The sequence below is a fragment of the Pseudarthrobacter sp. C1 genome (assembly GCF_034720455.1).
Lineage (GTDB): Bacteria > Actinomycetota > Actinomycetes > Actinomycetales > Micrococcaceae > Arthrobacter.
The window spans coordinates 216,015-239,154 of sequence record NZ_JAYESK010000006.1; the positions used below are offsets into that span (position 1 = coordinate 216,015).

Annotated in this window: 25 protein-coding genes and 1 riboswitch; of the genes, 15 read left to right on the plus strand and 10 right to left on the minus strand. The window is 66.6% G+C overall.

Going from position 1 to position 23,140, the window contains the following annotated elements:
- The first annotated feature begins 15 nt into the window (after nucleotides 1–15).
- Nucleotides 16–1,500 carry an NAD(P)-binding protein gene (locus tag U7114_RS12565; RefSeq protein ID WP_323057543.1) on the plus strand — a complete coding sequence of 495 codons (1,485 nt, stop codon included), beginning with the start codon at nucleotides 16–18 and terminating at the stop codon, nucleotides 1,498–1,500.
- Entirely contained in the window at nucleotides 1,500–2,015 is a 516-nt protein-coding gene (locus U7114_RS12570; RefSeq protein WP_323057544.1) for a DinB family protein, read from the plus strand. Before U7114_RS12565 ends, U7114_RS12570 begins: the two co-directional genes overlap by 1 nt.
- Before the next feature lie 22 nt (nucleotides 2,016–2,037).
- Here U7114_RS12570 and U7114_RS12575 read toward each other — a convergent pair whose 3' ends face one another.
- The 7 genes from U7114_RS12575 to U7114_RS12605 form a co-directional block, all read right to left on the minus strand.
- Entirely contained in the window at nucleotides 2,038–2,424 is a 387-nt protein-coding gene (locus U7114_RS12575; protein ID WP_157242877.1) for a hypothetical protein, read from the minus strand.
- A gap of 203 nt (nucleotides 2,425–2,627) precedes the next feature.
- A complete protein-coding gene (locus tag U7114_RS12580) occupies nucleotides 2,628–3,053 on the minus strand; it encodes a heat shock protein transcriptional repressor HspR (RefSeq protein WP_104999308.1) in 426 nt (141 codons plus the stop codon).
- Nucleotides 3,054–3,067: 14 nt separating this feature from the next.
- On the minus strand, nucleotides 3,068–4,039 hold the full coding sequence (locus tag U7114_RS12585; protein ID WP_157240524.1) for a DnaJ C-terminal domain-containing protein: 972 nt from the start codon (nucleotides 4,037–4,039) through the stop codon (nucleotides 3,068–3,070).
- 275 nt (nucleotides 4,040–4,314) lie between these two features.
- Nucleotides 4,315–4,995, minus strand: a complete 681-nt coding sequence (locus tag U7114_RS12590) for a nucleotide exchange factor GrpE (RefSeq protein ID WP_323057545.1) — start codon at nucleotides 4,993–4,995, stop codon at nucleotides 4,315–4,317.
- 5 nt (nucleotides 4,996–5,000) lie between these two features.
- The gene (gene dnaK / locus U7114_RS12595) at nucleotides 5,001–6,878 is read right to left on the minus strand and encodes a molecular chaperone DnaK (RefSeq protein WP_323057546.1); all 1,878 of its coding nucleotides are present in this window, start codon (nucleotides 6,876–6,878) and stop codon (nucleotides 5,001–5,003) included.
- 251 nt (nucleotides 6,879–7,129) lie between these two features.
- Nucleotides 7,130–7,405: a hypothetical protein gene (locus tag U7114_RS12600; RefSeq protein ID WP_157240518.1), complete on the minus strand. Its 276-nt coding sequence runs from the start codon at nucleotides 7,403–7,405 to the stop codon at nucleotides 7,130–7,132.
- Nucleotides 7,406–7,549: 144 nt separating this feature from the next.
- The gene (locus tag U7114_RS12605; protein WP_321214656.1) at nucleotides 7,550–9,757 is read right to left on the minus strand and encodes an MMPL family transporter; all 2,208 of its coding nucleotides are present in this window, start codon (nucleotides 9,755–9,757) and stop codon (nucleotides 7,550–7,552) included.
- Between the two features lie 199 nt (nucleotides 9,758–9,956).
- Here U7114_RS12605 and U7114_RS12610 point away from each other — a divergent pair, with 199 nt between their 5' ends.
- The 7 genes from U7114_RS12610 (at nucleotide 9,957) to pabB (ending at nucleotide 16,116) form a co-directional block, all read left to right on the plus strand.
- Complete coding sequence (locus tag U7114_RS12610; protein ID WP_321214657.1) at nucleotides 9,957–10,490, plus strand: MarR family winged helix-turn-helix transcriptional regulator; 534 nt, start codon at nucleotides 9,957–9,959, stop codon at nucleotides 10,488–10,490.
- Nucleotides 10,491–10,561: 71 nt separating this feature from the next.
- A complete protein-coding gene (locus U7114_RS12615; protein WP_157240512.1) occupies nucleotides 10,562–11,380 on the plus strand; it encodes a methyltransferase domain-containing protein in 819 nt (272 codons plus the stop codon).
- 47 nt (nucleotides 11,381–11,427) lie between these two features.
- A complete protein-coding gene (locus U7114_RS12620) occupies nucleotides 11,428–12,051 on the plus strand; it encodes a LysE family transporter (RefSeq protein ID WP_321214658.1) in 624 nt (207 codons plus the stop codon).
- Nucleotides 12,052–12,179: 128 nt separating this feature from the next.
- A complete protein-coding gene (locus U7114_RS12625) occupies nucleotides 12,180–12,716 on the plus strand; it encodes a low molecular weight protein-tyrosine-phosphatase (protein ID WP_321214659.1) in 537 nt (178 codons plus the stop codon).
- A 112-nt stretch (nucleotides 12,717–12,828) separates the two neighbouring features.
- A complete protein-coding gene (locus U7114_RS12630) occupies nucleotides 12,829–13,905 on the plus strand; it encodes a GTP-binding protein (RefSeq protein WP_157240506.1) in 1,077 nt (358 codons plus the stop codon).
- Nucleotides 13,902–14,024 (plus strand): type B 50S ribosomal protein L36, encoded by a 123-nt coding sequence (gene ykgO / locus U7114_RS12635; protein WP_157240505.1) that lies wholly within the window; start codon nucleotides 13,902–13,904, stop codon nucleotides 14,022–14,024. The genes U7114_RS12630 and ykgO overlap by 4 nt, the downstream gene beginning before the upstream one ends.
- Before the next feature lie 16 nt (nucleotides 14,025–14,040).
- The gene (gene pabB / locus U7114_RS12640) at nucleotides 14,041–16,116 is read left to right on the plus strand and encodes an aminodeoxychorismate synthase component I (protein WP_323057547.1); all 2,076 of its coding nucleotides are present in this window, start codon (nucleotides 14,041–14,043) and stop codon (nucleotides 16,114–16,116) included.
- Between the two features lie 12 nt (nucleotides 16,117–16,128).
- On the opposite strand, the gene cls is transcribed toward pabB, so the two are convergent.
- On the minus strand, nucleotides 16,129–17,568 hold the full coding sequence (gene cls / locus U7114_RS12645; RefSeq protein WP_323057571.1) for a cardiolipin synthase: 1,440 nt from the start codon (nucleotides 17,566–17,568) through the stop codon (nucleotides 16,129–16,131).
- 131 nt (nucleotides 17,569–17,699) lie between these two features.
- On the opposite strand from cls, the gene U7114_RS12650 reads away from it, so the two are divergent.
- Nucleotides 17,700–18,629 (plus strand): aminodeoxychorismate lyase, encoded by a 930-nt coding sequence (locus U7114_RS12650; RefSeq protein WP_323057548.1) that lies wholly within the window; start codon nucleotides 17,700–17,702, stop codon nucleotides 18,627–18,629.
- Between the two features lie 66 nt (nucleotides 18,630–18,695).
- Nucleotides 18,696–19,160, plus strand: a complete 465-nt coding sequence (locus tag U7114_RS12655) for a pyridoxamine 5'-phosphate oxidase family protein (RefSeq protein WP_157240499.1) — start codon at nucleotides 18,696–18,698, stop codon at nucleotides 19,158–19,160.
- Between the two features lie 27 nt (nucleotides 19,161–19,187).
- Here the strand turns inward: U7114_RS12655 and U7114_RS12660 are convergent, their stop codons facing one another.
- Nucleotides 19,188–19,898 carry a TetR/AcrR family transcriptional regulator C-terminal domain-containing protein gene (locus tag U7114_RS12660; RefSeq protein WP_157240498.1) on the minus strand — a complete coding sequence of 237 codons (711 nt, stop codon included), beginning with the start codon at nucleotides 19,896–19,898 and terminating at the stop codon, nucleotides 19,188–19,190.
- Between the two features lie 265 nt (nucleotides 19,899–20,163).
- On the opposite strand from U7114_RS12660, the gene U7114_RS12665 reads away from it, so the two are divergent.
- The 4 genes from U7114_RS12665 to U7114_RS12680 all read left to right on the plus strand — a co-directional run bounded on the left by U7114_RS12665 (nucleotide 20,164) and on the right by U7114_RS12680 (nucleotide 22,720).
- Nucleotides 20,164–20,418 carry a hypothetical protein gene (locus tag U7114_RS12665; RefSeq protein WP_157240496.1) on the plus strand — a complete coding sequence of 85 codons (255 nt, stop codon included), beginning with the start codon at nucleotides 20,164–20,166 and terminating at the stop codon, nucleotides 20,416–20,418.
- Nucleotides 20,419–20,698: 280 nt separating this feature from the next.
- Nucleotides 20,699–20,813, plus strand: a riboswitch (SAM riboswitch).
- Nucleotides 20,814–20,825: 12 nt separating this feature from the next.
- Nucleotides 20,826–21,104, plus strand: a complete 279-nt coding sequence (locus U7114_RS12670; protein ID WP_321214661.1) for a DUF1737 domain-containing protein — start codon at nucleotides 20,826–20,828, stop codon at nucleotides 21,102–21,104.
- Nucleotides 21,101–21,511 carry a rhodanese-like domain-containing protein gene (locus U7114_RS12675; protein WP_157240494.1) on the plus strand — a complete coding sequence of 137 codons (411 nt, stop codon included), beginning with the start codon at nucleotides 21,101–21,103 and terminating at the stop codon, nucleotides 21,509–21,511. Before U7114_RS12670 ends, U7114_RS12675 begins: the two co-directional genes overlap by 4 nt.
- On the plus strand, nucleotides 21,512–22,720 hold the full coding sequence (locus U7114_RS12680) for an O-succinylhomoserine sulfhydrylase (protein WP_323057549.1): 1,209 nt from the start codon (nucleotides 21,512–21,514) through the stop codon (nucleotides 22,718–22,720). It abuts the gene before it with no gap.
- A gap of 31 nt (nucleotides 22,721–22,751) precedes the next feature.
- On the opposite strand, the gene U7114_RS12685 is transcribed toward U7114_RS12680, so the two are convergent.
- Nucleotides 22,752–23,054, minus strand: coding sequence for a DUF1905 domain-containing protein (locus tag U7114_RS12685; protein ID WP_323057550.1), 303 nt, complete (start codon nucleotides 23,052–23,054; stop codon nucleotides 22,752–22,754).
- Between the last annotated feature and the right edge of the window lie 86 nt (nucleotides 23,055–23,140).

Sequence of the window (23,140 nt, forward strand, 5' to 3'; positions counted from 1 at the left end):
AGCAAAAGAGGACACATGGATTCGACGACGAACCTGCCGGTTGCCGTAATCGGCGCCGGGCCCGTGGGCCTGGCCGCCGCGGCGCACCTGCTGGAGCGCGGGCTTGAGCCGCTGATCTTTGAGGCAGGCACGACGGCGGGCGCGGCCATTGGTGATTGGCGGCACATCCGCCTGTTCTCGCCGTGGCGGTTCAACCTCGACGCCGCCGCGGTGCGCCTCCTGGAGTCCGCCGGCTGGGAAGCCCCCCGCCCCACCGCGCTGCCCTACGGCGGGGAACTCATCGACAACTACCTCGCACCGCTGGCTGGGACCCCCGCCATCAGCTCCCGCCTCCAGACCGGCGCGGGGGGGGCCGGGCGGGGGCGCCCCCCCCCGGGGCCCACCCCCACCCCCCGCCCCGGGCCCCCCCCCGCGCCCCGGGGGGGGGGCCCCCCCGAAAACAGCCCCCGCCCCCCGCCGGGGGGGGGGGACCGGGGGGTGCCCCGCGCCGGCCTGGACAAGACCCACTCCCGGGACCGGGACACCACGCCGTTCACCGTGCGGGTGCAGCACGGGAACGGCGAGACCCGCGACCACACCGTGGCAGCAGTGATCGATGCGTCCGGCACCTGGGGCACCCGGAACCCGCTGGGCACCTCAGGGCTGCCGGCCATCGGCGAAAACGCGGCAGCTGACAGGATCTCTTCGCCGCTCCCGGACGTTTCCGGCCGGGAGCGGAGCCGCTTCGCGGGACGGCGGGTGCTGGTGGTCGGTGCCGGGCACTCCGCCGCCAACACGCTGATCAGCCTCGCCGACCTCGCCAGGCAGGAGCCGGCAACCCGGATCCTGTGGGCGGTCCGTGGCGGGTCCGCAGAGAAGGTTTATGGCGGCGGGGACGCAGACGGCCTGCCGGCGCGCGGGCAACTGGGTTCACGGCTGCGGCGCCTGGTCCAGGCCGGCACCATCGAACTGCACACCCGCTTCGGCATCGCTTCGCTGAAAGCGCTGGACTCCGGCGTAACGGTGCAATCCGTCGACGGCCGAACCCTTGATGCCGACGTCGTCGTCCCCTGCACAGGTTTCCGCCCGGACCTGGCGATGCTGCGCGAGCTCCGGCTTGACCTCGACCCTGCCGTCGAGGCTCCCCGCCAGCTTGGGCCACTCATCGACCCCGAATTCCACTCGTGCGGGACGGTGCCGCCGCACGGAGCCAAGCTCCTCGCCCACCCGGACAAGGACTTCTACGTCGTGGGCATGAAGTCCTATGGCCGGGCCCCAACCTTCCTGCTGGCAACCGGGTACGAGCAGGTCCGCTCCGTCGCCGCCGCGCTGGCCGGCGACCAGGAAGCCTCCGACACCGTCCAGCTGGTACTCCCCGAGACCGGCGTCTGCTCCACGGACGCCGGCACCAGCTGCGAGGTCCCGGCCGCCACCCCGGCGGGTTCCGGAGCGGGTTGCTGCACCGCCCCCGAGCCGGTACTGGTGGGCTTTCCCACCGGGCTTTTGCATGGCAGGCAGTGATGGGTCCATCGAGGGAGGACATCACGGACGGGTATGCCCGTGCGGCCCGCGAGCTCAAGGTCCTGCTGGACGGCGCAACACCACAAGACCTGCGCCGCGGCAGCAACGGCACCCGATGGACCAATGAGCAGCTGCTCTTCCACATGGTCTTCGGGTACATGGTGGTGCGGGCCCTGGTTCCCCTGGTCCACGTTGTCAGCCGCCTGCCCAAGCCGGCCGGCGAGGCGTTCGCGGCGCTGCTCAACGCCGGAACCCGCCCGTTCGACGTGGTCAATTACTGGGGCTCGCGGGCGGCGTCGACCGTCTACGACAGGCGGAGAATGGGCCGGAAACTGGACAGGACCCTGGCTGCGCTCTCCCGCCGCCTGGAGCGCGAGAGCGAGGCGTCGCTGTCCCGCTCCATGGCGTTTCCGGACAGGTGGGACCCGTTCTTCGCTCCATCGATGACGCTTGCCGAGGTATACCGCTACCCCACGCTGCACTTCGACTTCCATGCCAAGCAACTGAGCCTTTAGCACCGGCGGCAGGAGACGCCTGTTACCCCATCGCCGGGGCGACGGCGGTCCGCCCGGAGAACTGCCGGCGCGCCCAGCGGGCAAGCTTCTTGCCCTTGCCCTTCCACCAGTTGTCCTCGTCCTTGTCGTGGTGCAGGCGGAAAATGATGGCCATCAGCACGAACATTCCCATCACCACATCGATCCAGGACGCCAGCACCAGGGCGATCAGGACAGTCAGCCCGTTGACGATGATGGACGGCACCGCCAGGGTCCGGAAGACAGTGCTTGCCAGGTAGCGCCGGTGGGACCTCGGGACGGACAGCGCGCGCACCATGTCGAAGCAGACGCACACCACCACAATCGTCTGACCGAAGGCGAGCAGCAGTTGGCCCGGAAGCGAGCCGCTGAACGCTGCCACCGACTCCATCCCCGGGCTCATCGGTGCGCCTCACGGGCAGGGCTGCTAAAAGCGGAACCACACATGGAAACCCCCAGAAACCTTAAAACCACTGCTGCTGATCCAGCATTGGTTCCATTGAAGTTTCCGGGGGCTCCGGGGTCACGAGTAGCGAGTACTCTAATTCCGGCCGGTGCCGGCGGTGCGGTACTTGGCTCCGGGCGCGTCAGCAGCTAAGTGCCGAGGGAGCGGGGCCGCCAGAGCACTACGGCCTGGGAGCGGGGGCGCGGGCGCTGGCCCCGTGCCAGGCTCACCACGTCACCGGCCGCTCCGGCCGCGAAGATCCGCGCGTCCAGGGGCTGCCGGCGCCGGCCGAGTTCCTCGGTCAGTTCCGCAATCCGGCCCTGCAGGGCGGCCACCTGGTTCTCGAGTTCCAAGATCCGCTTGATCCCTTCCAGCGAGACGCCTTCCTGGGACAGCCGCTGCACTTCACGCAGCATGGTCACGTCCCGCTGTGAGTAGCGGCGGGACTTTCCGGGAGCGCGGCTGGGCGAGACGATACCCAGCCGGTCGTACTGCCGCAGCGTCTGGGGGTGCATGTCCGCAAGCTCAGCCGCCACCGAAATCACGAAAATGGGCTGGTCAGCACTGACGTCCACTGCACACCTCCCTGCTACAACCGGGCCTTGGCGGCCAGGCCCTCACGGACATCGGCTCCCGCCGTGGCCTCGGCAAACGCCTTGACCGCGGTTTCGGCTTCCTTGTTCAGGTTCTTGGGAACGGCGACGTCGATGGTCACCAGCAGGTCGCCGGTTCCCTTGGACGTCTTCACGCCCTTGCCCTTGACCCGCAGGGTGCGGCCCGACGGCGTCCCGGCCGGCACGCGGACCCGCACCTTTTCGCCGTCGATAGTGGGCACCTCGATATCCGCTCCCAAAGCAGCCTCGGGGAAGGTGACGGGGACGTGGATACGGAGGTTGTCGCCGTCGCGCGTGTAGAAGGCGTGCGGCTGGACCGAGACGGACACCACCAGGTCCCCGTAACCGGCAGCGCCGGGCTGCCCCTTGCCCCGGACGCGGACCTTCTGGCCGTCCTTGATGCCGGCTGGCACCCGGACGTCGATGACTTCACCGCTCGGTTCCCGCAGGCCAATGGTGGTGCCGCGTATGGAGCCGGCGAAGGAAATGCTCGTGGAGGCCGTGCGGTCTGCACCCTTCTGGGGCGTCCGCTGGAACCCGGTCTGGCCAAAGCCGCCGCCGAACAGGTCGGCGAACTCCGGCGGAATGCCGCCGGCGGAAGGATTGAAGCCGCCGGCATGCCGGCCGGTGTTGCCGGTGAAGAGGCCGCCGAACATGTCCTCGAAGCCGCCGTTGCCCGCCCCGGCACCGCCGGGCGCAAACCGTGCGCCGCCGCCCATGGCCCGGATGGCGTCGTACTGCTGGCGCTCCTCGGGATCCGAAAGCACCGAGTAAGCCTCGGAGATGTCCTTGAATTTCTTCTCGGAAGCCGTGTTCCCCGCATTGGTATCAGGGTGGTGCTGCCGGGCCAGCTTCCGATAAGCCTTCTTGATATCGGCGTCGGAAGCGTCCTTGGCGACACCAAGGATCTTGTAAAAGTCCTTGTCCACCCAATCCTGGCTAGCCAATGGCGTTTCCTTTCAAAGTCTTCTAACTAACAGCTCTCCGCGGTACAGGGGCCCCCGCCCCTTCGCGTGGCGGCTGGGTCCTCGCGGACCCCAGCCGCCACGCTCCGGCAGGCCCGATGCCACTCCCGGGGCCCCTGTACCGCTGCGAGCTTTGTGGTTACCTCACCTTAGGCGAGATGACCGCCGGCGCGGAGGCCGGATAGGGGGCGGCGGTGTGGAGGGCACCGCGAAGCGGGCACCGCCCCCTATCCGGCGTAGCGCCGAAGTACCCCCGACTAAGCCGGAACTGCGACTATGACCTGCGCTGCCCGGAGGACGCGCTCGCCTGACTTGTAGCCGGAGCGGAGCACCTGGCTGACGGTGTCAACCTCGATGTCCTCGCCGGGCTGCTGGATCAGGGCCTCGTGGATCGTGGGATCGAACTCCACGCCGGTCTCGTCGATCCGGACCAGGCCGTACGTCTTCAGCGCGTTCTCCAGCTTGGCGGCGATCGCGGCGAACGGACCGTCAACGAGGTCGCCGTGCTGGCGGGCTGCATCGACGTCGTCCAGGACCGGCAGCAGGGAGTTCAGGACGCCGATGACGGCCATTTCCCCTGCCACCGCGCGGTCGCGTTCAACGCGCTTGCGGTAGTTGACGTACTCGGCCTGCAGGCGGAGGAGGTCGTTCCTCAGCTCGGCGGCCTCTGCGGTTGTCCCTGCCGAACCAGCGCCCTGGGCCACGGACTCCGCAGCCGGCACCTCCACCCCGTTAAGGATCTCCTCTGCCTGGGCGAGCGCATCGCCGTCGGAATCCTTGGCAGCGGCGGCGTGGCCGCCCTCGGGGTGGCGGGCCTGCCCGGTCACCGGGTCAACCTTGCGGTTGTCCCGGATGACCGGCTCATGGCTGTCGCCCTGCTGGTCCGTGTTCTCCTGGCCTGCGGAAGTGTGCTCTTCCTCGTTACCGTGATGGGGCATGGCTGCTACTTCTTCGCTTCGTCTTCGTCGATGATCTCGGCGTCGACAATGTCCTCATCGGAAGCAGAGCCTGCCTTGGCCCCTGCGGAAGCACCTTCAGCACCGGCAGCACCGGTGGCGCCGTCCGGGGAACCGGACTGGGCGTAGATGGCCTCGCCCAGCTTGCCCTGGGAAGCCTGCAGCTTCTCGAAGGCGGCCTTCACGGCAGCGTCGTCGGTACCTTCGAGTGCCTTCTTGAGGCTGTCGACGTCGGCCTGGACCTCGGTCTTGACCTCTTCAGGCAGCTTGTCGGCGTTGTCCGCGATGAGCTTGTCCACCGAGTATGCCAGCTGCTCGGCAGTGTTGCGGGTGTCGGTTGCCTCGCGGCGGGCCTTGTCCTCGGCTGCGTGCTCCTCGGCGTCACGGACCATGCGGTCGATGTCTTCCTTGGAGAGCGCGGTGCCGCCGGTGATGGTCATGGACTGTTCCTTGCCGGTGCCCTTGTCCTTCGCGGAGACGTGGACAATACCGTTGGCGTCGATGTCGAAGGTGACCTCGATCTGCGGGATGCCACGCGGTGCCGGGGCGATGCCGGTCAGCTCGAACGTGCCCAGCGGCTTGTTGTCGCGGGTGAATTCGCGCTCGCCCTGGAAGACCTGGATGGCCACCGAGGGCTGGTTGTCGTCAGCGGTGGTGAAGGTCTCGGACCGCTTGGTGGGAATGGCGGTGTTGCGCTCGATCAGGTGCGTCATCACGCCACCCTTGGTTTCGATGCCGAGGGACAGCGGGGTGACGTCGATCAGCAGGACGTCCTTGCGTTCACCCTTCAGGACACCTGCCTGGAGGGCTGCGCCAACGGCCACAACCTCATCCGGGTTCACGCCCTTGTTCGGCTCCTTGCCGCCGGCGAGTTCCTTGACGAGCTCGTACACGGCGGGCATACGGGTGGAACCGCCCACCAGGACGATGTGGTCGATGTCGGAGAGCTTGATGCCGGCTTCCTTGATGACGTCGTGGAACGGCTTCTTGGTGCGCTCCAGCAGGTCCTTGGTGAGGTCCTGGAACTTGGCGCGGGTCAGCTGCTCGTCCAAGTGGACCGGGCCGTCGGGGGTGACGGACAGGTACTGGAGGGAGACGTTGGTGCTGGTGGAGGAGGAGAGTTCCTTCTTGGCCTGCTCAGCGGCTTCGCGGAGGCGCTGGAGGGCGATCTTGTCCTTGGACAGGTCGATGCCCTTGACCTTGAGCTGGTTCAGCAGGTAGTCAACGACGCGCTGGTCCCAGTCGTCGCCGCCGAGGCGGTTGTCACCGGCAGTGGCGCGGACCTGGATGGTGGAGAAGTTGTCTTCGTCCTTGCCGACTTCCAGCAGGGAGACGTCGAAGGTGCCGCCGCCGAGGTCGAAGACCAGGATGAGTTCGTCTTCCTTGCCCTTGTCCAGGCCGTAGGCCAGCGCTGCCGCGGTGGGCTCGTTGACGATGCGCAGGACGTTCAGGCCTGCAATCTCGCCGGCTTCCTTGGTTGCCTGGCGCTCGGCGTCGTTGAAGTACGCCGGGACGGTGATCACAGCGTCGGTGACCTTTTCACCCAGGTAGGACTCGGCGTCGTTCTTCAGCTTCATGAGGATACGCGCGGAAATTTCCTGCGGGGTGTACTTCTTGTCATCGATGGACTTGGTCCAGTCGGTGCCCATGTGGCGCTTGACCGAGGCGATGGTGCGCTCGATGTTGTTGACGGCCTGGCGCTTGGCGATCTCGCCCACCAGGACCTCGCCGGACTTGGAGAACGCAACGACGGACGGCGTGGTGCGGCCACCCTCGGCGTTGGCAATGACGGTGGGCTCGCCACCTTCGAGAACGGAGACGACGGAGTTGGTGGTTCCGAGGTCAATACCTACTGCACGTGACATGAGTTGCTTCCTTCTTTCCTTGGAAACTGGTTGGCGCCCACTGATTGAGCGTTCTGCACTCAACTTTACTCAGCGCACAGATGATGTCAATACGAAGTTGAGCGTACTACACTCAACTTGTGATCTGGGGCGGTCCGCACATGCCGCGACTCCCGCGCAATGGCGCGGTTCCCGGGTTTTAAACGCGGACGACGGCGGTTCCCCGTTTCGCTGCTGGAGAACCTGCCGCCGCGCTGCTTCTTGCTGCCGTGTTACCTGTCGCCGTCCGGGCGGCGCTCCTCGGCAGTGGTATTCACCTGTTCGTCGGTGAGCTCCTCACCGATCACATCCGCTTCACGGGCACGGCCGGCCGTGCCGGCGGCGCCGTAATCGCCGTCCTCATATTCGCCGTCTTCACGGTTCGCGGCGACGTCCCCCACAGTGCCGGCATCCCCGTAGTCGCCGTCCACATACTGTCCGCCTTCGCCTTCCAGTCCCGGCGCTGTACTGCCCTTGCGGGGCTGCTCATCGGCGTGATGTTCCGTCATGATGACTTCTCTCCCTTGAGGTTCCGCGTCCATACGGGCGCATTTGCAGTCTATCGAGCGGGTCTTTTAGCCAACAGGGCCGCGGCGCAGCGGCCTTCAGGGGGCACGTGCAATCCGGGGCACGGCACTGGCCGGGTCCGGGGTTTAGCGGTGGCCTGCACCCTCCACCACGCGCTCGGGGCTGCCGCCGGTTTCCCGCTGGATGGCCGCATCCAGTTCCGGCCGCCCCAGCTTGCCCGGCCACCAGATGCGGGGCCCGATGTCGTAGGCGAGCGCCGGAACCAGCAGCGACCGGACCAGGACGGTGTCCAGCAGCACCCCGAAGGCCACGATGAAGGCCAGCTGCACCAGGAACATGATCGGAATGACGCCCAGCGCGGCGAACGTGGCCGCAAGAACCACGCCGGCGGAGGTGATGACGCCGCCGGTGACGCCCAGCCCGCGAAGGATGCCGGGCCGGGTGCCGTGCTTGAGGGACTCCTCGCGGACCCTGCTCATCAGGAAGATGTTGTAGTCCACGCCCAGGGCAACCAGGAACACAAAACCGAACAGCGGGACTGTGGCATCCGCCCCCGGGAAGCCCAGGATGTTGTTGAAAACAAAGGCGGAGACGCCCATGGCCGCGGCGTAGGACAGCACCACCGAGAGCACCAGCAGCACCGGCGCCAGGATGGAGCGGAGCAGCAGCATCAGGATGAAGAGGATCACCACCAGGACCACCGGGATGATGATCACCAGGTCCCGCTGTGCGGTGGTATTGGTATCCAGCGCCGTCGCGGTTACGCCGCCCACCAGCGCTTCCGGGTCCACTGACTTGACGTCGGCGCGCAGCGCCTTGACCGCTTCCTCGGCTTCAAGGGAGTCCGCGGCGGAGTTGAGGGTGGCGTTGATGAGCACCTTCCCGTCGCGGACGTCAGGTGCGCCGGGAGCACCGGGGGCTCCGGTGATGGGCACGGAACCCCGGGCAAGGAGATAAGCCTCGCCCACGCCGTCGGCCGCTTTCACGGTGTCCAGTACTTCCTTTGCCTTGCCTTGGTCCGCAACCACGACGGCGGGGCTGCCGCTGCCGGCGTCGAAATGCCGCGCCAAGGCATCCTGGCCGTCAACGGCGTTGGATGCGGTGAGGATGACGTCGGTTTGTGGAACGCCGTTGGCCTTGAGCTGCAGGACGCCGGCCGAGGCAACCAGCAGCAGCAGGACGGAAGCGATCCACACCACGCGGGGCCGCCGGGAAACCAGGGACCCGGTGGCACGCCACAGGCCCTTCTGGCCTTCCAGACCGGTGACCAGCTCGGGTTCGCGCTGGTCCGCGGGGAGCAGCTTGGGACGGAAGGGCCAGAAGGCAGCCCGGCCCAGCAGTGCCATCAGGGCCGGGAGCAGCGTCAGCGCGGCAAACAGTGAACAGAGGATGCCGGCCGCTGCCACGGGACCCAGCGCCTTGTTGGAGTTGAGGTCGGAGAAGAGCAGGCACAGCAGGGCGATGATCACCGTTGCGCCGGAGGCCAGGATGGGCTCGAAGGACGCTTTCCACGCCGTCAGGACCGCGGCGGTTCGGTTGGTGGTGTGGGTCAGGGCTTCGCGGAACCGCGCCACGTACAGCAGGGCATAATCCGTGGCGGCGCCGATGACCAGGATGGACAGGATGCCCTGGCTCTGGCCGTTCAGCTGGATCCATCCGGCCTTTGCCATGCCGAACACCAGCAGGATGGCCGCACACAGCGCGAAGACGGACGTCAGGAGCACCATGACGGGCAGCAGGAGGGAGCGGTACACCACCAGCAGGATCACGAACACTGCGGCCAGGGCCACCAGCAGGAGGATTCCGTCGATCCCGGCGAAGGCGGCAGTGAGGTCCGCCGCGAGCCCGGCCGGGCCGGTCACGAAGGTCCGCATGCCCTCCGGGGCCGCGCCGGCAACGGTGTCCCGCAACTCCTGCACGGCTTCCTTGACCTCGGCCGAGGAATCGATCGGCGCGATGAACTGGACGGCTTTGCCGTCTTCGGAGGGGATGGGTCCAATGACCGCGCTGCCGAGTTGCAGTTCCTCGAGCTCCGCCCGCAGTCCTGCAACCTCCCCCAGCTGGGCCGGCGTGAAGGCCTCACTGCTTTCGATCACGATGACTCCCGGAACCTCATCCGAGTCACGGAACTTGGCCTGCCAGTCCTGCGCCTCGGTTGCTTCTGCACCTGCCGGAAGGAAGGAGGCCTGGTCGTTGGAGGAGACCTCTTCGAGCCGCCCGAATGTTGGCCCTCCGACGCCCGCCAGCGCCAACCAGGTCAGCACCAGGATGACGGGAAGCAGCCAGCGCAACCAGAACGGGACACGTTCCGAACCTTTGGATGTGGTTCTCATTTTTTTGCCTTCCAGGGGAGGGACGCGGGTAGGATTGATTCCATACTAGAGTATCTCCATCATAGAGATAAGTGCCTGGCTAACTTTTCTTGCTCCGGCCGGTACCTCCAGGCCGGCCGGGCTGGCGTAATATCCGTCAGGACGGCCAACGGCCAAGCACCGGTGCCGTGCACTGGTGCCCCGAATTCAGGAGGTGGACATGGCAGGCAATATCGGCCCGGCCTTGCAGGGGCCTCCTTCCGGTCCGCCCGCGGGGCCGCACCCGCTGGTCCTGCTCCTGCAGGAGTTCACACTGGAGGCCAACCGGTATGTGGATACAGCAGGCGGGCGGAAGGACATGCACCGCACGGACCTCAATGCCCTGGCCGCGATCATGCGCCACACGGCGAAGGGAAACGTGGTCACGCCCGGGCTCCTGCGCAAGGAACTGCACCTGAGCTCCCCCGCGACAACCGCCCTGATCGACCGGCTGGACCATTCGGGGCACGTGACCCGCGAGCGGCACGGCTCGGACCGCCGGCAGGTCCAGCTGAAGATGACGCCCAAGGCCTACCAGGACGGCGGCGCCATCTTCGCCCCGCTGGCGCGCCACATGGGAGCTGCCATGGCCGATTTCACTCCGGCGGAACTGGAGACTGTCAGCAGGTTCATGGCCGCCATGGTGGAAGCCACGGTGGCTGCGCGGGAAGATTCGTCCGCAGGCCAGCCGGACACAGCCGCCCCACCCAACTAGGTAGCGCTAAGTGTCGTTTTGAGGGGCCAAAACGACACTTAGCGCTACCTAGTTGGGGGTAGCGTTTGGTTATGAGCGCGCAGCAGCCTGAAGACGACGTTTATACACACGGCCACCACGAATCGGTGGTCCGCGCCCATGCCGCCAGGACAGCCCAGAATTCGGCAGCGTTCGTCCTGCCGCACCTCACGCCGGGCTGCAACGTGCTCGACGTCGGCTGCGGCCCGGGCACCATCACATGCGACTTTGCCGTCCTGGTGGCTCCGGGAAAGGTGACTGGCCTGGACCGGTCACCGGACATCATCGCCCAGGCCAAGGCCCTCGCCATGGAGCGGGAGGTGCCGAACGTCGAGTTCGTGGCCGGCAATATCTACGACCTGGACTTCGAGGACGAGACGTTCGACGTCGTCCATGCCCACCAGGTCCTTCAGCACCTCACGGACCCAGTGGAGGCCCTGCGTGAGATGCGGCGGGTGGCCAAGCCCGGCGGGATCGTTGCCGTGCGCGACGCCGACTTCCACGGCATGAGCTGGTACCCCGCCATTCCGGAGCTCGACGAATGGATGGAGCTGTACCAGCGCATCGCCCGCAGGAACGGGGCCGAACCCGACGCCGGGCGGCGGCTTGTCAGCTGGGCGCAGGCTGCAGGCTTCACCGACGTCGCGCCCTCCAGCAGCAACTGGCTCTATGCCACCGGCCAGCAGCGCCGGTGGCAGGCCCGCGTCTGGGGCGAACGCGTGCTGCACTCGGCCTTCGCGGAGCAGGCACTGGAGTATGGCTTCGCCAACCCGGCGGACCTGGCAAGGATTTCCGCGGGCTGGCACCGCTGGGGATCCACCGACGACGGCTGGTTCCTGATCCCCAATGGCGAGGTGATCGCCCGGGCGTAGGGCCCGCCCCTCCGCCACGCCGCGGCGGGCACACGTAGGATTGACTGGTGCAATTCTCCCTTTGGCTCGCGCTGGCGGGCGCCGGCGTCCTGATCAGCTTCACCCCCGGCGCCGGAGCCATCAACACCATGAGCAACTCGCTGAATGCCGGGTTCCGGCGCTCCATGTGGGGAATCCTTGGCCAGCAGGCAGCACTGGTGATCCACGTGGTGATCGTTGCCCTCGGCGTGGGGGTGCTCGTTGCCAGCTCGCCCATCGCCTTCAACGTGATCCGCTATTCGGGCGCGGCCTACCTGGTGTACCTGGGCATCCGGCAGTTCCTCAGCAAGCCGGACCTTGGGCAGGAGAAGATTGCCGGCCTTCGGAACGAGCCCGCCTGGTCCATCTTCCGGCGCGGATTCTGGGTAAATCTCCTGAACCCGAAGGCCATCATCTTCTTCCTCGCCTTCATGCCCCAGTTCATCCGGCCGGAGCAGCCCCTCCTGGCGCAGTACGCAGTACTGACGGCAACCATCGTTGCCATTGACATCCTGGTGATGTGGTTCTTCTTCGCCGCCGCGGCCAGGTCCTTTGAGCGTTTCACCCACAGCGCCCGCGGCCAACTTGTCCTCAACCGGGCCTTCGGGGTGCTGTTTGTGGCCGTGGGCATCCTGCTGGCCTTCCTCCACTGACGACGCAGCGCGCTCCGGCCGCCCCACGGAAGAGCATGTGACCGAAAGTCCAGAATCTTTACAAACCAGTCAAGCATTGTGAATCACGCGCTAGCCAACAGGGGCAAATAGCGCGCATGCTTAGCATCATGAACTCACCGTCGAGCCCATACCGCGTGATCGCCGTCTGCACCGGGAACATCTGCCGGTCCCCCATGGCCGAGCTGATGCTCGCCGCGGCGCTGGAACACACAGGGCTGGGCGGTTTGGTTACGGTGGACTCCGCGGGCACAACGGGATACGAGGCCGGACGGCCCATCGACCCGAGGGCGGCCAGGCGGCTGGCAGCGGCACAACTTACCTCCAGCCGGCACATTGCCCGCCAGTGGCAGCCGGAATGGTTCCGCGAACGGGACCTGATCCTGGCGCTGGACATCGACCACCACGCCTGGTTGAGCGAGTCCGCCCCGGACCAGGAGTCCCGGGACAAGATCCGGATGCTGCGCAGCTTCGATCCGCAGCTGGCAGAAAAAGACCTTCTCGACCAGGGAATCGAAGACCCCTGGTACGGCGGCCACGCCGACTTCGACACCGTCTGGCATCAGGTACACGCCGCACTTCCCGGACTGCTGGATTACATCAAAGTGGCCGCGGTCCGGAACGCCGAGCTCCAGCGCCAGGCTTAGGCAGGCAGCAGAACGGGACAGCCAGGCGGAGCGAAGGCACGACGGCAGCAGGCGGCCGTCAAGGCTAACCGCCCATTTGTAGTTGCGAACGATTCTCAACTACATTGATGGCATGAACCTCACCGTCATCAGTTCCCTTGATGCACTCTGCCGGCAGCAGGCGTGCGAAGACCTTGCGGCAGCCCATCCGGGCAGCCTGGTGGTCCTTCATGACCTCATGGAGGACGGACTCGTGGTCCGGCGAATATTCAGTGGCCGGATCCTCCTGGAACGCGAGGAGACAATGCTGGAACACGGTTGCCTCAGCTGCGCCGTCCGGCTGGACCTTGTCCCGAGCATCGACCGGCTGCTCGAAAACACGAAGGGGGCCATCATCATTGGCCTGCCGCCTGCCGTCCCTGCATCAGCCGCGGTGTCCGCACTGCGGCGCGGCCTCACCCGCGCAGCACCCGTGGGTACGGTAATCCTCGCGTGTTCCCCGGATGCCCTGGAGGACCACATCTGGGATTCCCACACCTTGTTTGAATCCGGCTTCACTCCCGCACCGGAAGACGAGCGGACGCCGGGCGAATTCCTGGTGGGCGAACTCGCCTTCGCGGACACCGTGTTGCTCACCGAGCCGGACATTGTGCCGCCCGACCCGCCGGGCCGCGAGCGCGGGCTGCACCTGCTCCGTGAACTCGCTCCGCACGCGGAGGTAGCCCGTGATGCGGCAGCAGTCAGGCAGGGACTGCACCGCTACGCCGACGCGGTGGCCAGGACAGCACCCGGAAACGCCCAACCGCCCGGTCCCCCGGCCCGCAGCATGGAGTCGCCGTTTGCCACAGTGTTCCACCGCATCGAGCGGCCGCTGCACCCCGGACGGTTCCGGGACGCACTGGCAACCCTGGCAGAAGGATGCTGCCTCCTGCGCGGCCAGCTGTGGATAGCGTCCGCACCGGCCTGCCGGATAGCGATCCAGGGCATCGGCCCCCGCGTGTGGCTGGAGAACCTCGGCGCCTGGCCGGAGGGCCACGCCGCACCCGGGGCGGGAAGCCAGCCGGCCGGCCACGGCGCCCCGGCCGCCTCCGTCATAGCAGCGACGGGCGAGGACCTTGATGCCGCGGAACTCGGGAACCTGCTGATGTCCTGCCAGCTCACCGATGAAGAACTGGCATTGCACCACCACCAAACAAGGAGCACAGCATGAAGGTACGGAATTCACTCCGCGCACTGAAAAAGATCCCCGGCGCGCAGGTTGTCCGGCGGCGCGGGAGGACCTTCGTCATCAACAGGAAGAACCCCCGGATGAAAGCGCGGCAGGGATGACGGTACGCTCTAATTCATGAGCCCAGCCCCCGTCATCATTGCCATCGACGGGCGCTCGGGCGCTGGAAAGACCACCCTCGCCGTTGAACTGGCGGCGCGGCTGCGGGCCCACCACAGGGTGTCGCTGTTCCACCTCGAGGACATTTATCCCGGCTGGAACGGCCTCATGGTCGGCATTGACCGCTACGTCGCCACGGTTCTGGAGCCCCTGAGCCGTGGCGACGCCGCCACCTGGACCAGCTGGGACTGGCAGAACCATTACGACGGCGACTCCCGGGTCACGCTGCCGGCCGAGATTGTCATCGTTGAGGGAGTGGGCGCCGCCGCGGCCGCGGCCCGGCGCCTGCTCAGCGCCGTCATCTGGGCGGACTCACCGGAGGAGGTCCGCCGCACCCGGGCGCTGGACCGCGACGGCGGCACCTACGAACCCTACTGGGACCAGTGGGCTGCGCAGGAGGAGGAATGGCTGCGCACCGACGACGTGCCGCAGCACGCCGACGTCCGGGTACTGAACCGCGCCGACGGATCCGCCCCGGCGGACGTCCTGCAGCTCCTGCCGTATCTCCCCGCCCTGGCCCCGGCGCTGTCCCCCGAGCTTTCGGCGCGCCGTGGCCTCAGCATCCGCACCGAACAGCTGGACACCAGGCCGGATCCAGCAGCACTGTTCAATTCCCTCTACGGCACCTCGGCCAACGCCGTCTGGCTCGACTCATCGAATGCGGGCCAGGCCGGTGACCAGGCAGGGTCCGAGGCCGCCGGGCGGAGCCGCTTCAGCATCATGGCGGACGACGCCGGCACACACGGCCAGTCCATGACGCACCGTTCCGGACAAAGCGAGCTAAGGGCAGGCTGCGCCACCGCCACGGTGGTGCGCCCCTTCTTCCGCTGGCTGGACACCGTCTGGGGCAACCCGGCAGTCAGCACCCCCGACGGCTACCCCGGTGAGTTCACCCTTGGCTGGCTGGGATGCCTGGGCTACGAACTCAAGCGGGAAACCGGCGGATCCGATCATTCCGCGCCCACGCCTGATGCTTCGCTGATCTTCGCAGGCAGGGCGGTTGTCCTGGACCATGCGGAAGGCACGGCCTGGCTCCTGGCTCTCGACGCCTCGGATGCCGACGAGTGGCTGGAAGGCGCGCGCGCCGCCGTCGAAGCAGCGTCCGGCCCCGCCGCGCAGGCGGCCGTGGCAGCCCGGGCCGGCGGCAGCAACGGCGTCGTACTTCCGGAAGCGCCCACATTCCAAAGCCGTGATACAGCCAAGCAGTACCGGGAGAAGATCGCTGCCGCCCAGCACGAAATCGCCGAGGGAAACACCTACGAGGTCTGCCTGACCACCACTCTGTCAGCGAAAGTTCCGGCGGCCACGCTGGACCCGTGGCAGGCATACCTGGCCCTGCGCCGGAGGAATCCGGCCCCGTTCGCCAGTTACCTGATGTTCGGCGGACTCACGGTGGCCAGCACCTCGCCCGAGCGGTTCCTGAAGATCGCCTCCAACGGCGGCATGCGCGCCGAGCCCATCAAGGGCACCCGCCGCCGGGCTGCCGACCCGCAGGAGGACGCGCAGCTTCGCGCGGACCTGGCGTCGTCGCTGAAGGACCGCGCCGAGAACATCATGATCGTGGACCTGCTGCGTAACGACCTGAGCCATTTCGCGGTCCCGGGCTCCGTCACGGTCAGCAGGCTCTGCGCCATCGAGAGCTACGCCACGGTGCACCAGATGGTGAGCACGATCGATGCGCAGCTGCAGCGGGGATCCTCCCGGGCCGAAGCCGTGGCCGCCTGCTTCCCGGCGGGCTCGATGACCGGCGCCCCCAAGATCAGCACCATGGCCATCCTGGACCGGCTCGAAGGTGGCGGGCGCGGGCTCTACTCCGGCGCCATCGGCTACTTCTCGCTGAACGGCGCCACGGACCTCGCCGTCGCCATCCGGACCCTGGTGATCGACGCCGCCGGCGACGGAACGGCGGAACTGACGCTCGGCGTCGGGGGCGCCATCACCGCCGACTCGGTCCCGGAGGACGAATACGAGGAAATCCGCACCAAGGCGTTCGGCGTCCTCTCCACCCTGGGAGCGGACTTCCCGGACGCCTGACCCCCGGAGTTTTTACTGGACGGTGGCGGTCAGCCTCGCCACGTTGTCCACGTAGCGGGCCGCCAGGGGCCGGTTGATCCAGTCCGCCAGTTTCAGCTCGTGGGAGATGTCCCGGTAGGTGTCCTCCACCGCACGCATCTTGGTGACGATGTCCTCGCCCAGCAGCATCACGGACACCTCAAGGTTCAGGGAGAAGGAACGCATGTCCATGTTGCTGGAGCCCAGCACCGCCACCTCGTCGTCGATGGTGAAGTGCTTGGCGTGGAGCACGAACGGGGCCTTGTACAAGTAGATCCGGACGCCGGCTTCCAGCAGGGCCTCGTAATAGGACCGCTGGGCGTGGTGGACTAGGAACTGGTCGCCCTTCTCGGAGACGAACAGCTCCACGTCCACACCGCGCTGGGCAGCGGTGGTGATGGCGTAGAGCAGGGAATCATCCGGAACGAAGTACGGGCTGCAGATCGAGATCCGGTGCTGGGCGGAGTAGATGAGCGTGTTGAAAAGCCGCAGGTTGTTCTCGGTGATGAACCCCGGGCCGCTCGGCACCACCTGCGCCGTCACGTTCCCGGGGTGCGGGTTGGACGGGAGCTGCAGTTGGTGCTCCAGGGATTCGTCGGTTTCGCTGAGCCAGTCGGTGGCAAAGACGACATTCAATGTGGTCACAATGGGCCCGTGCAGGCGCGCCATGAGCTCCACCCATTCGCGGCCCGCCTTGCGGTGCCGGGGGTTGTTGTAGGAGGGCTCGATCAGGTTCTGCGAGCCGGTGAAGGCAACCTCGCCGTCGATCACCATGATTTTGCGGTGGTTCCGCAGGTCAGGCCTGCGCCACTGGCCGTGGATGGGCAGGAGCGGAAGCATGCGCTTCCACTGGATCTTGCCCGCGCGGAGCCGCTTCAGGAGCTTCCGGTAGCCCTGGACCCGCAGGGTCCCGATGTGGTCGAACAGCACGCGGACTTCGACGCCGCGCTCGGCTGCCTCCTCCAGCGCGGTGAGGAGGTCGTCGGTGATGTGGTCCGTGCTCATGATGTAGAACTCGGCGTTGATAAACTTTTTCGCCTTGCGCACGGCCTCCGTCATCTGCAGGATCGAGTCCGGATAGCCGGGAATCAGCTCAACGGAGTTGCCGTCCACCATGGGCAGGGACCCGAGCCGGCGGTTCAGTTCCGCGGCGGACTTCACCCATTCCGGTCCGGGGTAGTCGCTTTCGACGTCGGAAAGCGAGGAGATCCCGGCCCGCACGCGTTCGTTGACCCGCTGCTGCTGCGCCCGCCGGCGGCTGGACAGCTTGAAGTTGCCGAAGAGCAGGAACAGCAGGATGCCCACGAACGGCACAAAGAAAATGCCCAGCAGCCACGCCATCGCCGTGGTGGGACGCCTGTTGCCCGGAATGATGCCCACAGCCAGCACCCTGATCAGGAGGTCGGCGACGCCCAGCAGCACCACCACCCACATTGGCGCGGTGCCGGCAAGCGAGAATGGCCACAACACGAAATAAACCCCCGGAGGATGGGCTCCCGGCGGACCGTTTCCAGCCAGGGCACTCTGCCCAGCTTATCCGTGCCGCGCCGCACTAAGCTGGAGCCATGACCTCTCCAGCTTCCGTGGTTCTCGTTTTCCTCGACCCCGCGTTCCCGGACGGCCGGCTCGCCGATGCCTCCAAGCCCCAGCTCCTGGTCACGGACCAGGGCGCCACCCGCGGGGACGGGATCTTCGAAACCATGCTGGCTGTAGGCGGCAACGTGCGGAAGGTCCAGGCCCACCTGAACCGCCTGGCCCGCTCCGCGGACGCCCTTGACCTGGTTATCCCGCCGGAGGACGAGTGGCGCAGGGCCATCGGGACTGCACTGAGCGAGTACCGGTCCGAGTATCCGCCTGCCTCCGCCGCCGAGGACGAACTCGTGGTCAAACTGGTGGTGACCCGCGGTGTGGAGGGCGCCGCCGCGCCCACCGCCTGGGTCCAGGTGTCCCCCACGGGGGCGTTGGCGCGCCGCCAGCGGGAGACGGGAATCGACGTCATCCTCCTTGACCGGGGCTACGACAGCGACGCCGCCGAGCGCGCCCCTTGGCTGCTGCTCGGTGCGAAGACGCTGTCCTACGCCGTCAACATGGCCGCTTTGCGCCATGCCCATAAACAGGGCGCGGACGACGTCATCTTCATCTCCTCCGACGGCCGGGTACTGGAGGGGCCCACCTCCACCGTGCTGCTGGCCCACGCAGGAACGTCCGACGACGGCACTTCCGTCAAGCGCCTCATCACGCCCCAGCTGGACAGCGGCATCCTGCCGGGCACGTCGCAGGGCGCGCTGTTCACCGCGGCGAAGGCTGCGGGCTGGGAACTGGGCTACGGCCCGCTTGAGCCGCAGGACCTGCTGGATGCCGACGCGGTGTGGCTGATCTCCAGCGTCCGTTTGCTGGCGCCGGTCAACCGGATCGACGGCAAGGAAATCGGCACGCCCTCCGTCCAGAAGGAGCTGACCGCCGAACTGAACGAGTTGTTCGCGGGCATCCAGTAAACGGTCCTGTGATTCCGGCCTTTGCACTCTAGGTTCGGCGGGGGCAGTGGCCGTAAGGTTTGGTTCATGGACTCGCAGACGCAGCCGAATGACAACCTGACCTTTGACGAATGCTGGGAACTCCTGGCCAATGACACTGTCGGCCGCCTTGCACTGGTGGTTGACGGCCACCCCGAGATCTTTCCAATCAACTACGTGGTGCACCGCCGCAGCATCGCGTTCCGTACCGCCGGCGTCACCAAGCTGTGGAGTGCCCTGACAGAGAGGCCTGCCGCCCTGGAGATCGACGGCTACGATCCCCATACCGAAGAGGCCTGGAGCGTGGTGCTGCGCGGCGATACGGCGATCATCGAGGACCAGGCGGACAAGGACGCCGTGGACAGCCTGGGGCTGGAGCCATGGCAGCCGGGAGAAAAGGCAAACTACATCCGGCTGACAGCCCGTGCTTTGACCGGCCGCCGTTTCAAGGTGAACCGGCCGGACGTCTGGGCCACGCGGCAGCAGGACAAGCGGCGGGCCTCTTTCGAATAACCCCGCCGGAATGCCTGTCCGGCCAGGCTAGCCGGTTGGCTCTGCGTCCTGAAGGGACAGTTGGGCTTCAAGGCCGGAGAGCAGGATGCTTAGCCCCTGGTCAAGTTCCGCGGATCCTTCGTAGTCCGCCAGGGCGGGGGCCAGTGCACGCAGCCGCGGGAACTCCTTGGCAGGCAACCGGTGCAGTCCCAGCCGCAGCAGCACTTCGTTTTCCTCCGGGTCCACAACGAATTCCTGCAGCTCGTTCAGGATGTGGCCGTAGAGGAAGCCGTAGTAGGCGCGGTAGACGTGGAGGGCGTCCGACGGGCTGAACCCTGCCCCAATCAGCAGGGACAGGATCTGCTCGAGGGGACGCAGCGTGCCCAGCGGCCGCAGCCCCAGCGGGGTGGAGAGCGGCCTGGTCACAAGCAGCGGCACCACATTGGGGTGCTGGAGCGCAAGGCTCCGAAGGTCGTGTGCGATGCGGCGCAGCTGGGCTTTCCAATCGGGATCGTCGGGGTGGATGGTGAGTTCGTTAAGCACCAGTTCGGTGACGCCGTCCAGCAGCGCGGCGCGGTTCTCCGCATAGCGGTAGAGGCTCATCGGGTCCCGGCCCAGTTCCTGGCCAAGGCGGCGCATGGTCAGCGCCTCCAAGCCTTCCGCGTCAACAACTTCGAGCGCCTTGGTCAGCACCAGCTCCCTGCTCAGCTTTTGCTTTTGGGCCGGCCCGGTGGGGGACTGGACTTTCGGGGAAGCCATGATTTCCGTCCTTGAAGGCGGCAAGCCCTTTACCCGAATAGGTAATCCATTCGCTTGCCGAATCCGTTGTCTACGAGTAAAGTCTACATTGTAGATGCGGCAGTGACACCGCCCTGTAGCCCCTGGTTTCAACTAGTAGCCCCCGGTTTCAACTAGTTCTTGATTTCCGCGGGCTTCATCAACACTCCATGCCCCGTGCACGGCATTGAGGTTCGCTGCTGTAGCCGAACGGCGGCACCACCGCACTTAGCGAAGGGAAGCCGTCATGGCGCATTCGCAGTTCGATCTCTTTCTAAAAGAAGCCACCTACATTGACCAGGCCTCGGACGCCACCCTCGACCGTGACCGCCTTTACGGCCTGTACACCAGCTGGTGCTTCATCAACCAGCAGAAGCCCGGCCTGGAGTCCAATTTCTGGATAGCCATGAATTGCCGCATCAGGCACGGCCGCAAGGGGCTGCGCATGAAAGGCCCCGCCGCTGCCGACTACATCCTGGCAAGCTACCCGGGCCTCGTCTAAGCAACGGCACAACGAGTACGGCGTGGACCACGTGCCTGGGGCACAGGGTCCACGCCGTTCCTTCTTAAGCGCGCTTAGGCGCGCTCCCTGCTGCTGCATCAGCCTGATCCTGCCGCTCCCCCGGGCCCACCCCCGGACACCCAAGGAGGAGCCGCCGTCGTACTTTAGGTGAAGGTGCCGGACGGCACTGGGCTCCACTGCGGCGCCCGGCCTACTTCAGTTACGCAACATGACGACGACGGCGGTGCGGCCGCGGGCGGCAAGTGTTACGTTTTTGGGGAGTAATGAGTACCGGCGCCAAGCCCTGACTGGCCGGTCGGCAACCCTCCTTTCGCGGCGGGGTGCCTCAGGTGAACACTCGGCATATCGACCCATTCGAGCTGCAAGCGTGAGAGAAGGAGATCGTCGTGTCTGACGCACCTGCCCCTGAAGAGAAACTGTCGTACCGCCTCATCAGCGGGCCGGATGACCGCGCCTTTTGCGAGCGGATCTCCGCCGCGCTGGCGGAAGGCTATGTCCTCCATGGCAGCCCGGCGGCAACCTTCAACGGCAGCAGTGTGATCGTGGCGCAGGCGGTAGTCCTGCCGGCAGCCATCGCTTCCGCGGACGCTGCCGTGGCAGATGCCGTTGACGACCTCGAGTCCTCCGGCGATGACCTTGACTTCGGCGGCGAGGGCCACGCATGAGCTACGCCGGAGACCTGACCCCGCAGGAGGCCTGGGAAAAACTTGAGCAGGGCGCCATCCTGGTGGATGTGCGCACGGAGGGCGAATGGGCCCACATCGGCATTCCCGACACCAAGGCCACCGAGAACGATCCGCTGTTCATCCAGTGGACCTTCCCGGGCGGAATCCCCAACCCCGACTTCATCACCGACCTTAGCCAACAGGCGCCCGAGGACAAGTCAACCGAACTGGTGTTCCTGTGCCGTTCCGGCCAGCGTTCCATCGCGGCCGCTATCGCCGCCACGCAGGCCGGCTTCACCTCCTACAACGTCCTGGAGGGCTTTGAGGGTGAACCGGACCGTTATGGAGAACGTACCGTCAACGGCTGGAAGAACCGCGGCCTGCCGACCAACCTGGGAAAGAACTAAGTGACCTTCAACGAAGACGCCGCCGGCTGGAGCCCCGACACCCAGGCCGTCCGCGGCGGGCTGGACCGCACCAACTTCCAGGAGACCAGCGAGGCTGTCTTCCTGAACTCCGGTTTCGTGTACGAATCCGCCGCTGCTGCTGAGCGGGCCTTTACGGGCGAGGACGAACGCTTTGTCTACTCGCGCTACGGCAACCCGTCCGTGGCCACGTTCCAGGAACGGCTCCGCCTGCTTGAGGGGACCGAGGCGTGCTTCGCGACGGCGTCCGGCATGTCCGCGGTTTTCACCGCCCTGGGTGCGCTGCTGGCGGCCGGGGACCGGGTGGTTGCCGCCCGCTCACTCTTCGGCTCGTGCTTTGTGATCCTGAACGAAATCCTGCCGCGCTGGGGCGTGGAGACCGTCTTCGTGGACGGCCCTGACCTGGAGCAGTGGCGTGAAGCGCTCTCCGAGCCCACCACCGCCGTCTTCTTCGAATCGCCGTCCAATCCCATGCAGGAGATCGTGGACATTGCTGCGGTCAGCGACCTGGCGCATGCGGCCGGGGCCACCGTCGTCGTCGACAACGTTTTTGCCACCCCCCTGCTGCAGCGGTGCGGGAAGTTCGGCGCCGACGTGATTGTCTACTCGGGCACCAAGCACATCGACGGCCAGGGCCGGGTGCTTGGTGGCGCCATCCTGGGTACCAAGGAGTTCATTGACGGGCCGGTGAAGCAGCTGATGCGCCACACCGGACCAGCACTGTCCGCGTTCAACGCCTGGGTCCTGACCAAGGGCCTCGAGACCATGGCGCTGCGCGTCAACCACTCCTCGGCGTCAGCCCTGCGCCTCGCGGAATGGCTGGAGGAACAGCCTGCCGTCAGCTGGGTGAAGTACCCGCTCCTGAAATCGCACCCGCAGTACGAGCTGGCCGTAAAGCAGATGAGCGCCGGCGGCACTGTCCTCACCTTGGAACTCGCCCCCTCCGGCGGCCGCTCGGGCAAGGACGCGGCGTTTGCGCTGCTGGACGGCCTGCGGATCATCGACATCTCCAACAACCTTGGCGATGCCAAGTCGCTCATCACCCACCCGGCCACCACCACGCACCGCGCGATGGGACCCGAGGGCCGGGCCGCCATTGGGCTGAGCGACGGCGTGGTGCGGCTTTCGGTTGGGCTGGAGGACGTGGACGACCTGATTGGCGACCTGGAGCAGGCACTTAAGCAGATCTAGCGCTCCGGCCGCGGCACCCGGGGCCATGGCCTCAAGGATTCTGCAGGGAAAGGCGGACGGCCACTTCGTCGCCGTCGCTAATCTCGGCCTTGGCCCTGATGTCCTTCTTGACGGGCAAGAGGTATGTGCCGGTCCCGGTATCCGCGAAGAGCGAGGTTTGCCACGCGTGGCCGGCAATCTCCGCCGCCACTTTGACCGAACCGAAAGCTTTGCTGTGGCCGGAACTGCGCGCGCGGATATCGTCCGCGACGTCCGCCGGCAGGGTCAGGAAATGCCAACCGGCTTCCCCGGGATAGCGCCACAGGCCTGCTTTGAAGGAATACGACGCCGCCACGCGCTGAGTATGGCACGGGACGTTGGCAGGACGCCACAGCTTGCCGCACCTGCGGCCGGCGTCTCTTGTCCCGGAAGGCGAGGGCA

Excerpts from the sequence above, each read along its gene's own strand:
- U7114_RS12565 (WP_323057543.1), top strand. The coding sequence starts at position 16 with ATGGATTCGACGACGAACCTGCCGGTTGCCGTAATCGGCGCCGGGCCC.
- U7114_RS12570 (WP_323057544.1), top strand. The coding sequence starts at position 1,500 with ATGGGTCCATCGAGGGAGGACATCACGGACGGGTATGCCCGTGCGGCC.
- U7114_RS12575 (WP_157242877.1), bottom strand. The coding sequence starts at position 2,424 with ATGGAGTCGGTGGCAGCGTTCAGCGGCTCGCTTCCGGGCCAACTGCTG.
- U7114_RS12590 (WP_323057545.1), bottom strand. The coding sequence starts at position 4,995 with ATGCCCCATCACGGTAACGAGGAAGAGCACACTTCCGCAGGCCAGGAG.
- dnaK (WP_323057546.1), bottom strand. The coding sequence starts at position 6,878 with ATGTCACGTGCAGTAGGTATTGACCTCGGAACCACCAACTCCGTCGTC.
- U7114_RS12600 (WP_157240518.1), bottom strand. The coding sequence starts at position 7,405 with ATGACGGAACATCACGCCGATGAGCAGCCCCGCAAGGGCAGTACAGCG.
- U7114_RS12605 (WP_321214656.1), bottom strand. The coding sequence starts at position 9,757 with ATGAGAACCACATCCAAAGGTTCGGAACGTGTCCCGTTCTGGTTGCGC.
- U7114_RS12610 (WP_321214657.1), top strand. The coding sequence starts at position 9,957 with ATGGCAGGCAATATCGGCCCGGCCTTGCAGGGGCCTCCTTCCGGTCCG.
- U7114_RS12615 (WP_157240512.1), top strand. The coding sequence starts at position 10,562 with ATGAGCGCGCAGCAGCCTGAAGACGACGTTTATACACACGGCCACCAC.
- U7114_RS12625 (WP_321214659.1), top strand. The coding sequence starts at position 12,180 with ATGAACTCACCGTCGAGCCCATACCGCGTGATCGCCGTCTGCACCGGG.
- U7114_RS12630 (WP_157240506.1), top strand. The coding sequence starts at position 12,829 with ATGAACCTCACCGTCATCAGTTCCCTTGATGCACTCTGCCGGCAGCAG.
- ykgO (WP_157240505.1), top strand. The coding sequence starts at position 13,902 with ATGAAGGTACGGAATTCACTCCGCGCACTGAAAAAGATCCCCGGCGCG.
- pabB (WP_323057547.1), top strand. The coding sequence starts at position 14,041 with ATGAGCCCAGCCCCCGTCATCATTGCCATCGACGGGCGCTCGGGCGCT.
- cls (WP_323057571.1), bottom strand. The coding sequence starts at position 17,568 with ATGTGGGTGGTGGTGCTGCTGGGCGTCGCCGACCTCCTGATCAGGGTG.
- U7114_RS12650 (WP_323057548.1), top strand. The coding sequence starts at position 17,700 with ATGACCTCTCCAGCTTCCGTGGTTCTCGTTTTCCTCGACCCCGCGTTC.
- U7114_RS12655 (WP_157240499.1), top strand. The coding sequence starts at position 18,696 with ATGGACTCGCAGACGCAGCCGAATGACAACCTGACCTTTGACGAATGC.
- U7114_RS12660 (WP_157240498.1), bottom strand. The coding sequence starts at position 19,898 with ATGGCTTCCCCGAAAGTCCAGTCCCCCACCGGGCCGGCCCAAAAGCAA.
- U7114_RS12665 (WP_157240496.1), top strand. The coding sequence starts at position 20,164 with ATGGCGCATTCGCAGTTCGATCTCTTTCTAAAAGAAGCCACCTACATT.
- U7114_RS12675 (WP_157240494.1), top strand. The coding sequence starts at position 21,101 with ATGAGCTACGCCGGAGACCTGACCCCGCAGGAGGCCTGGGAAAAACTT.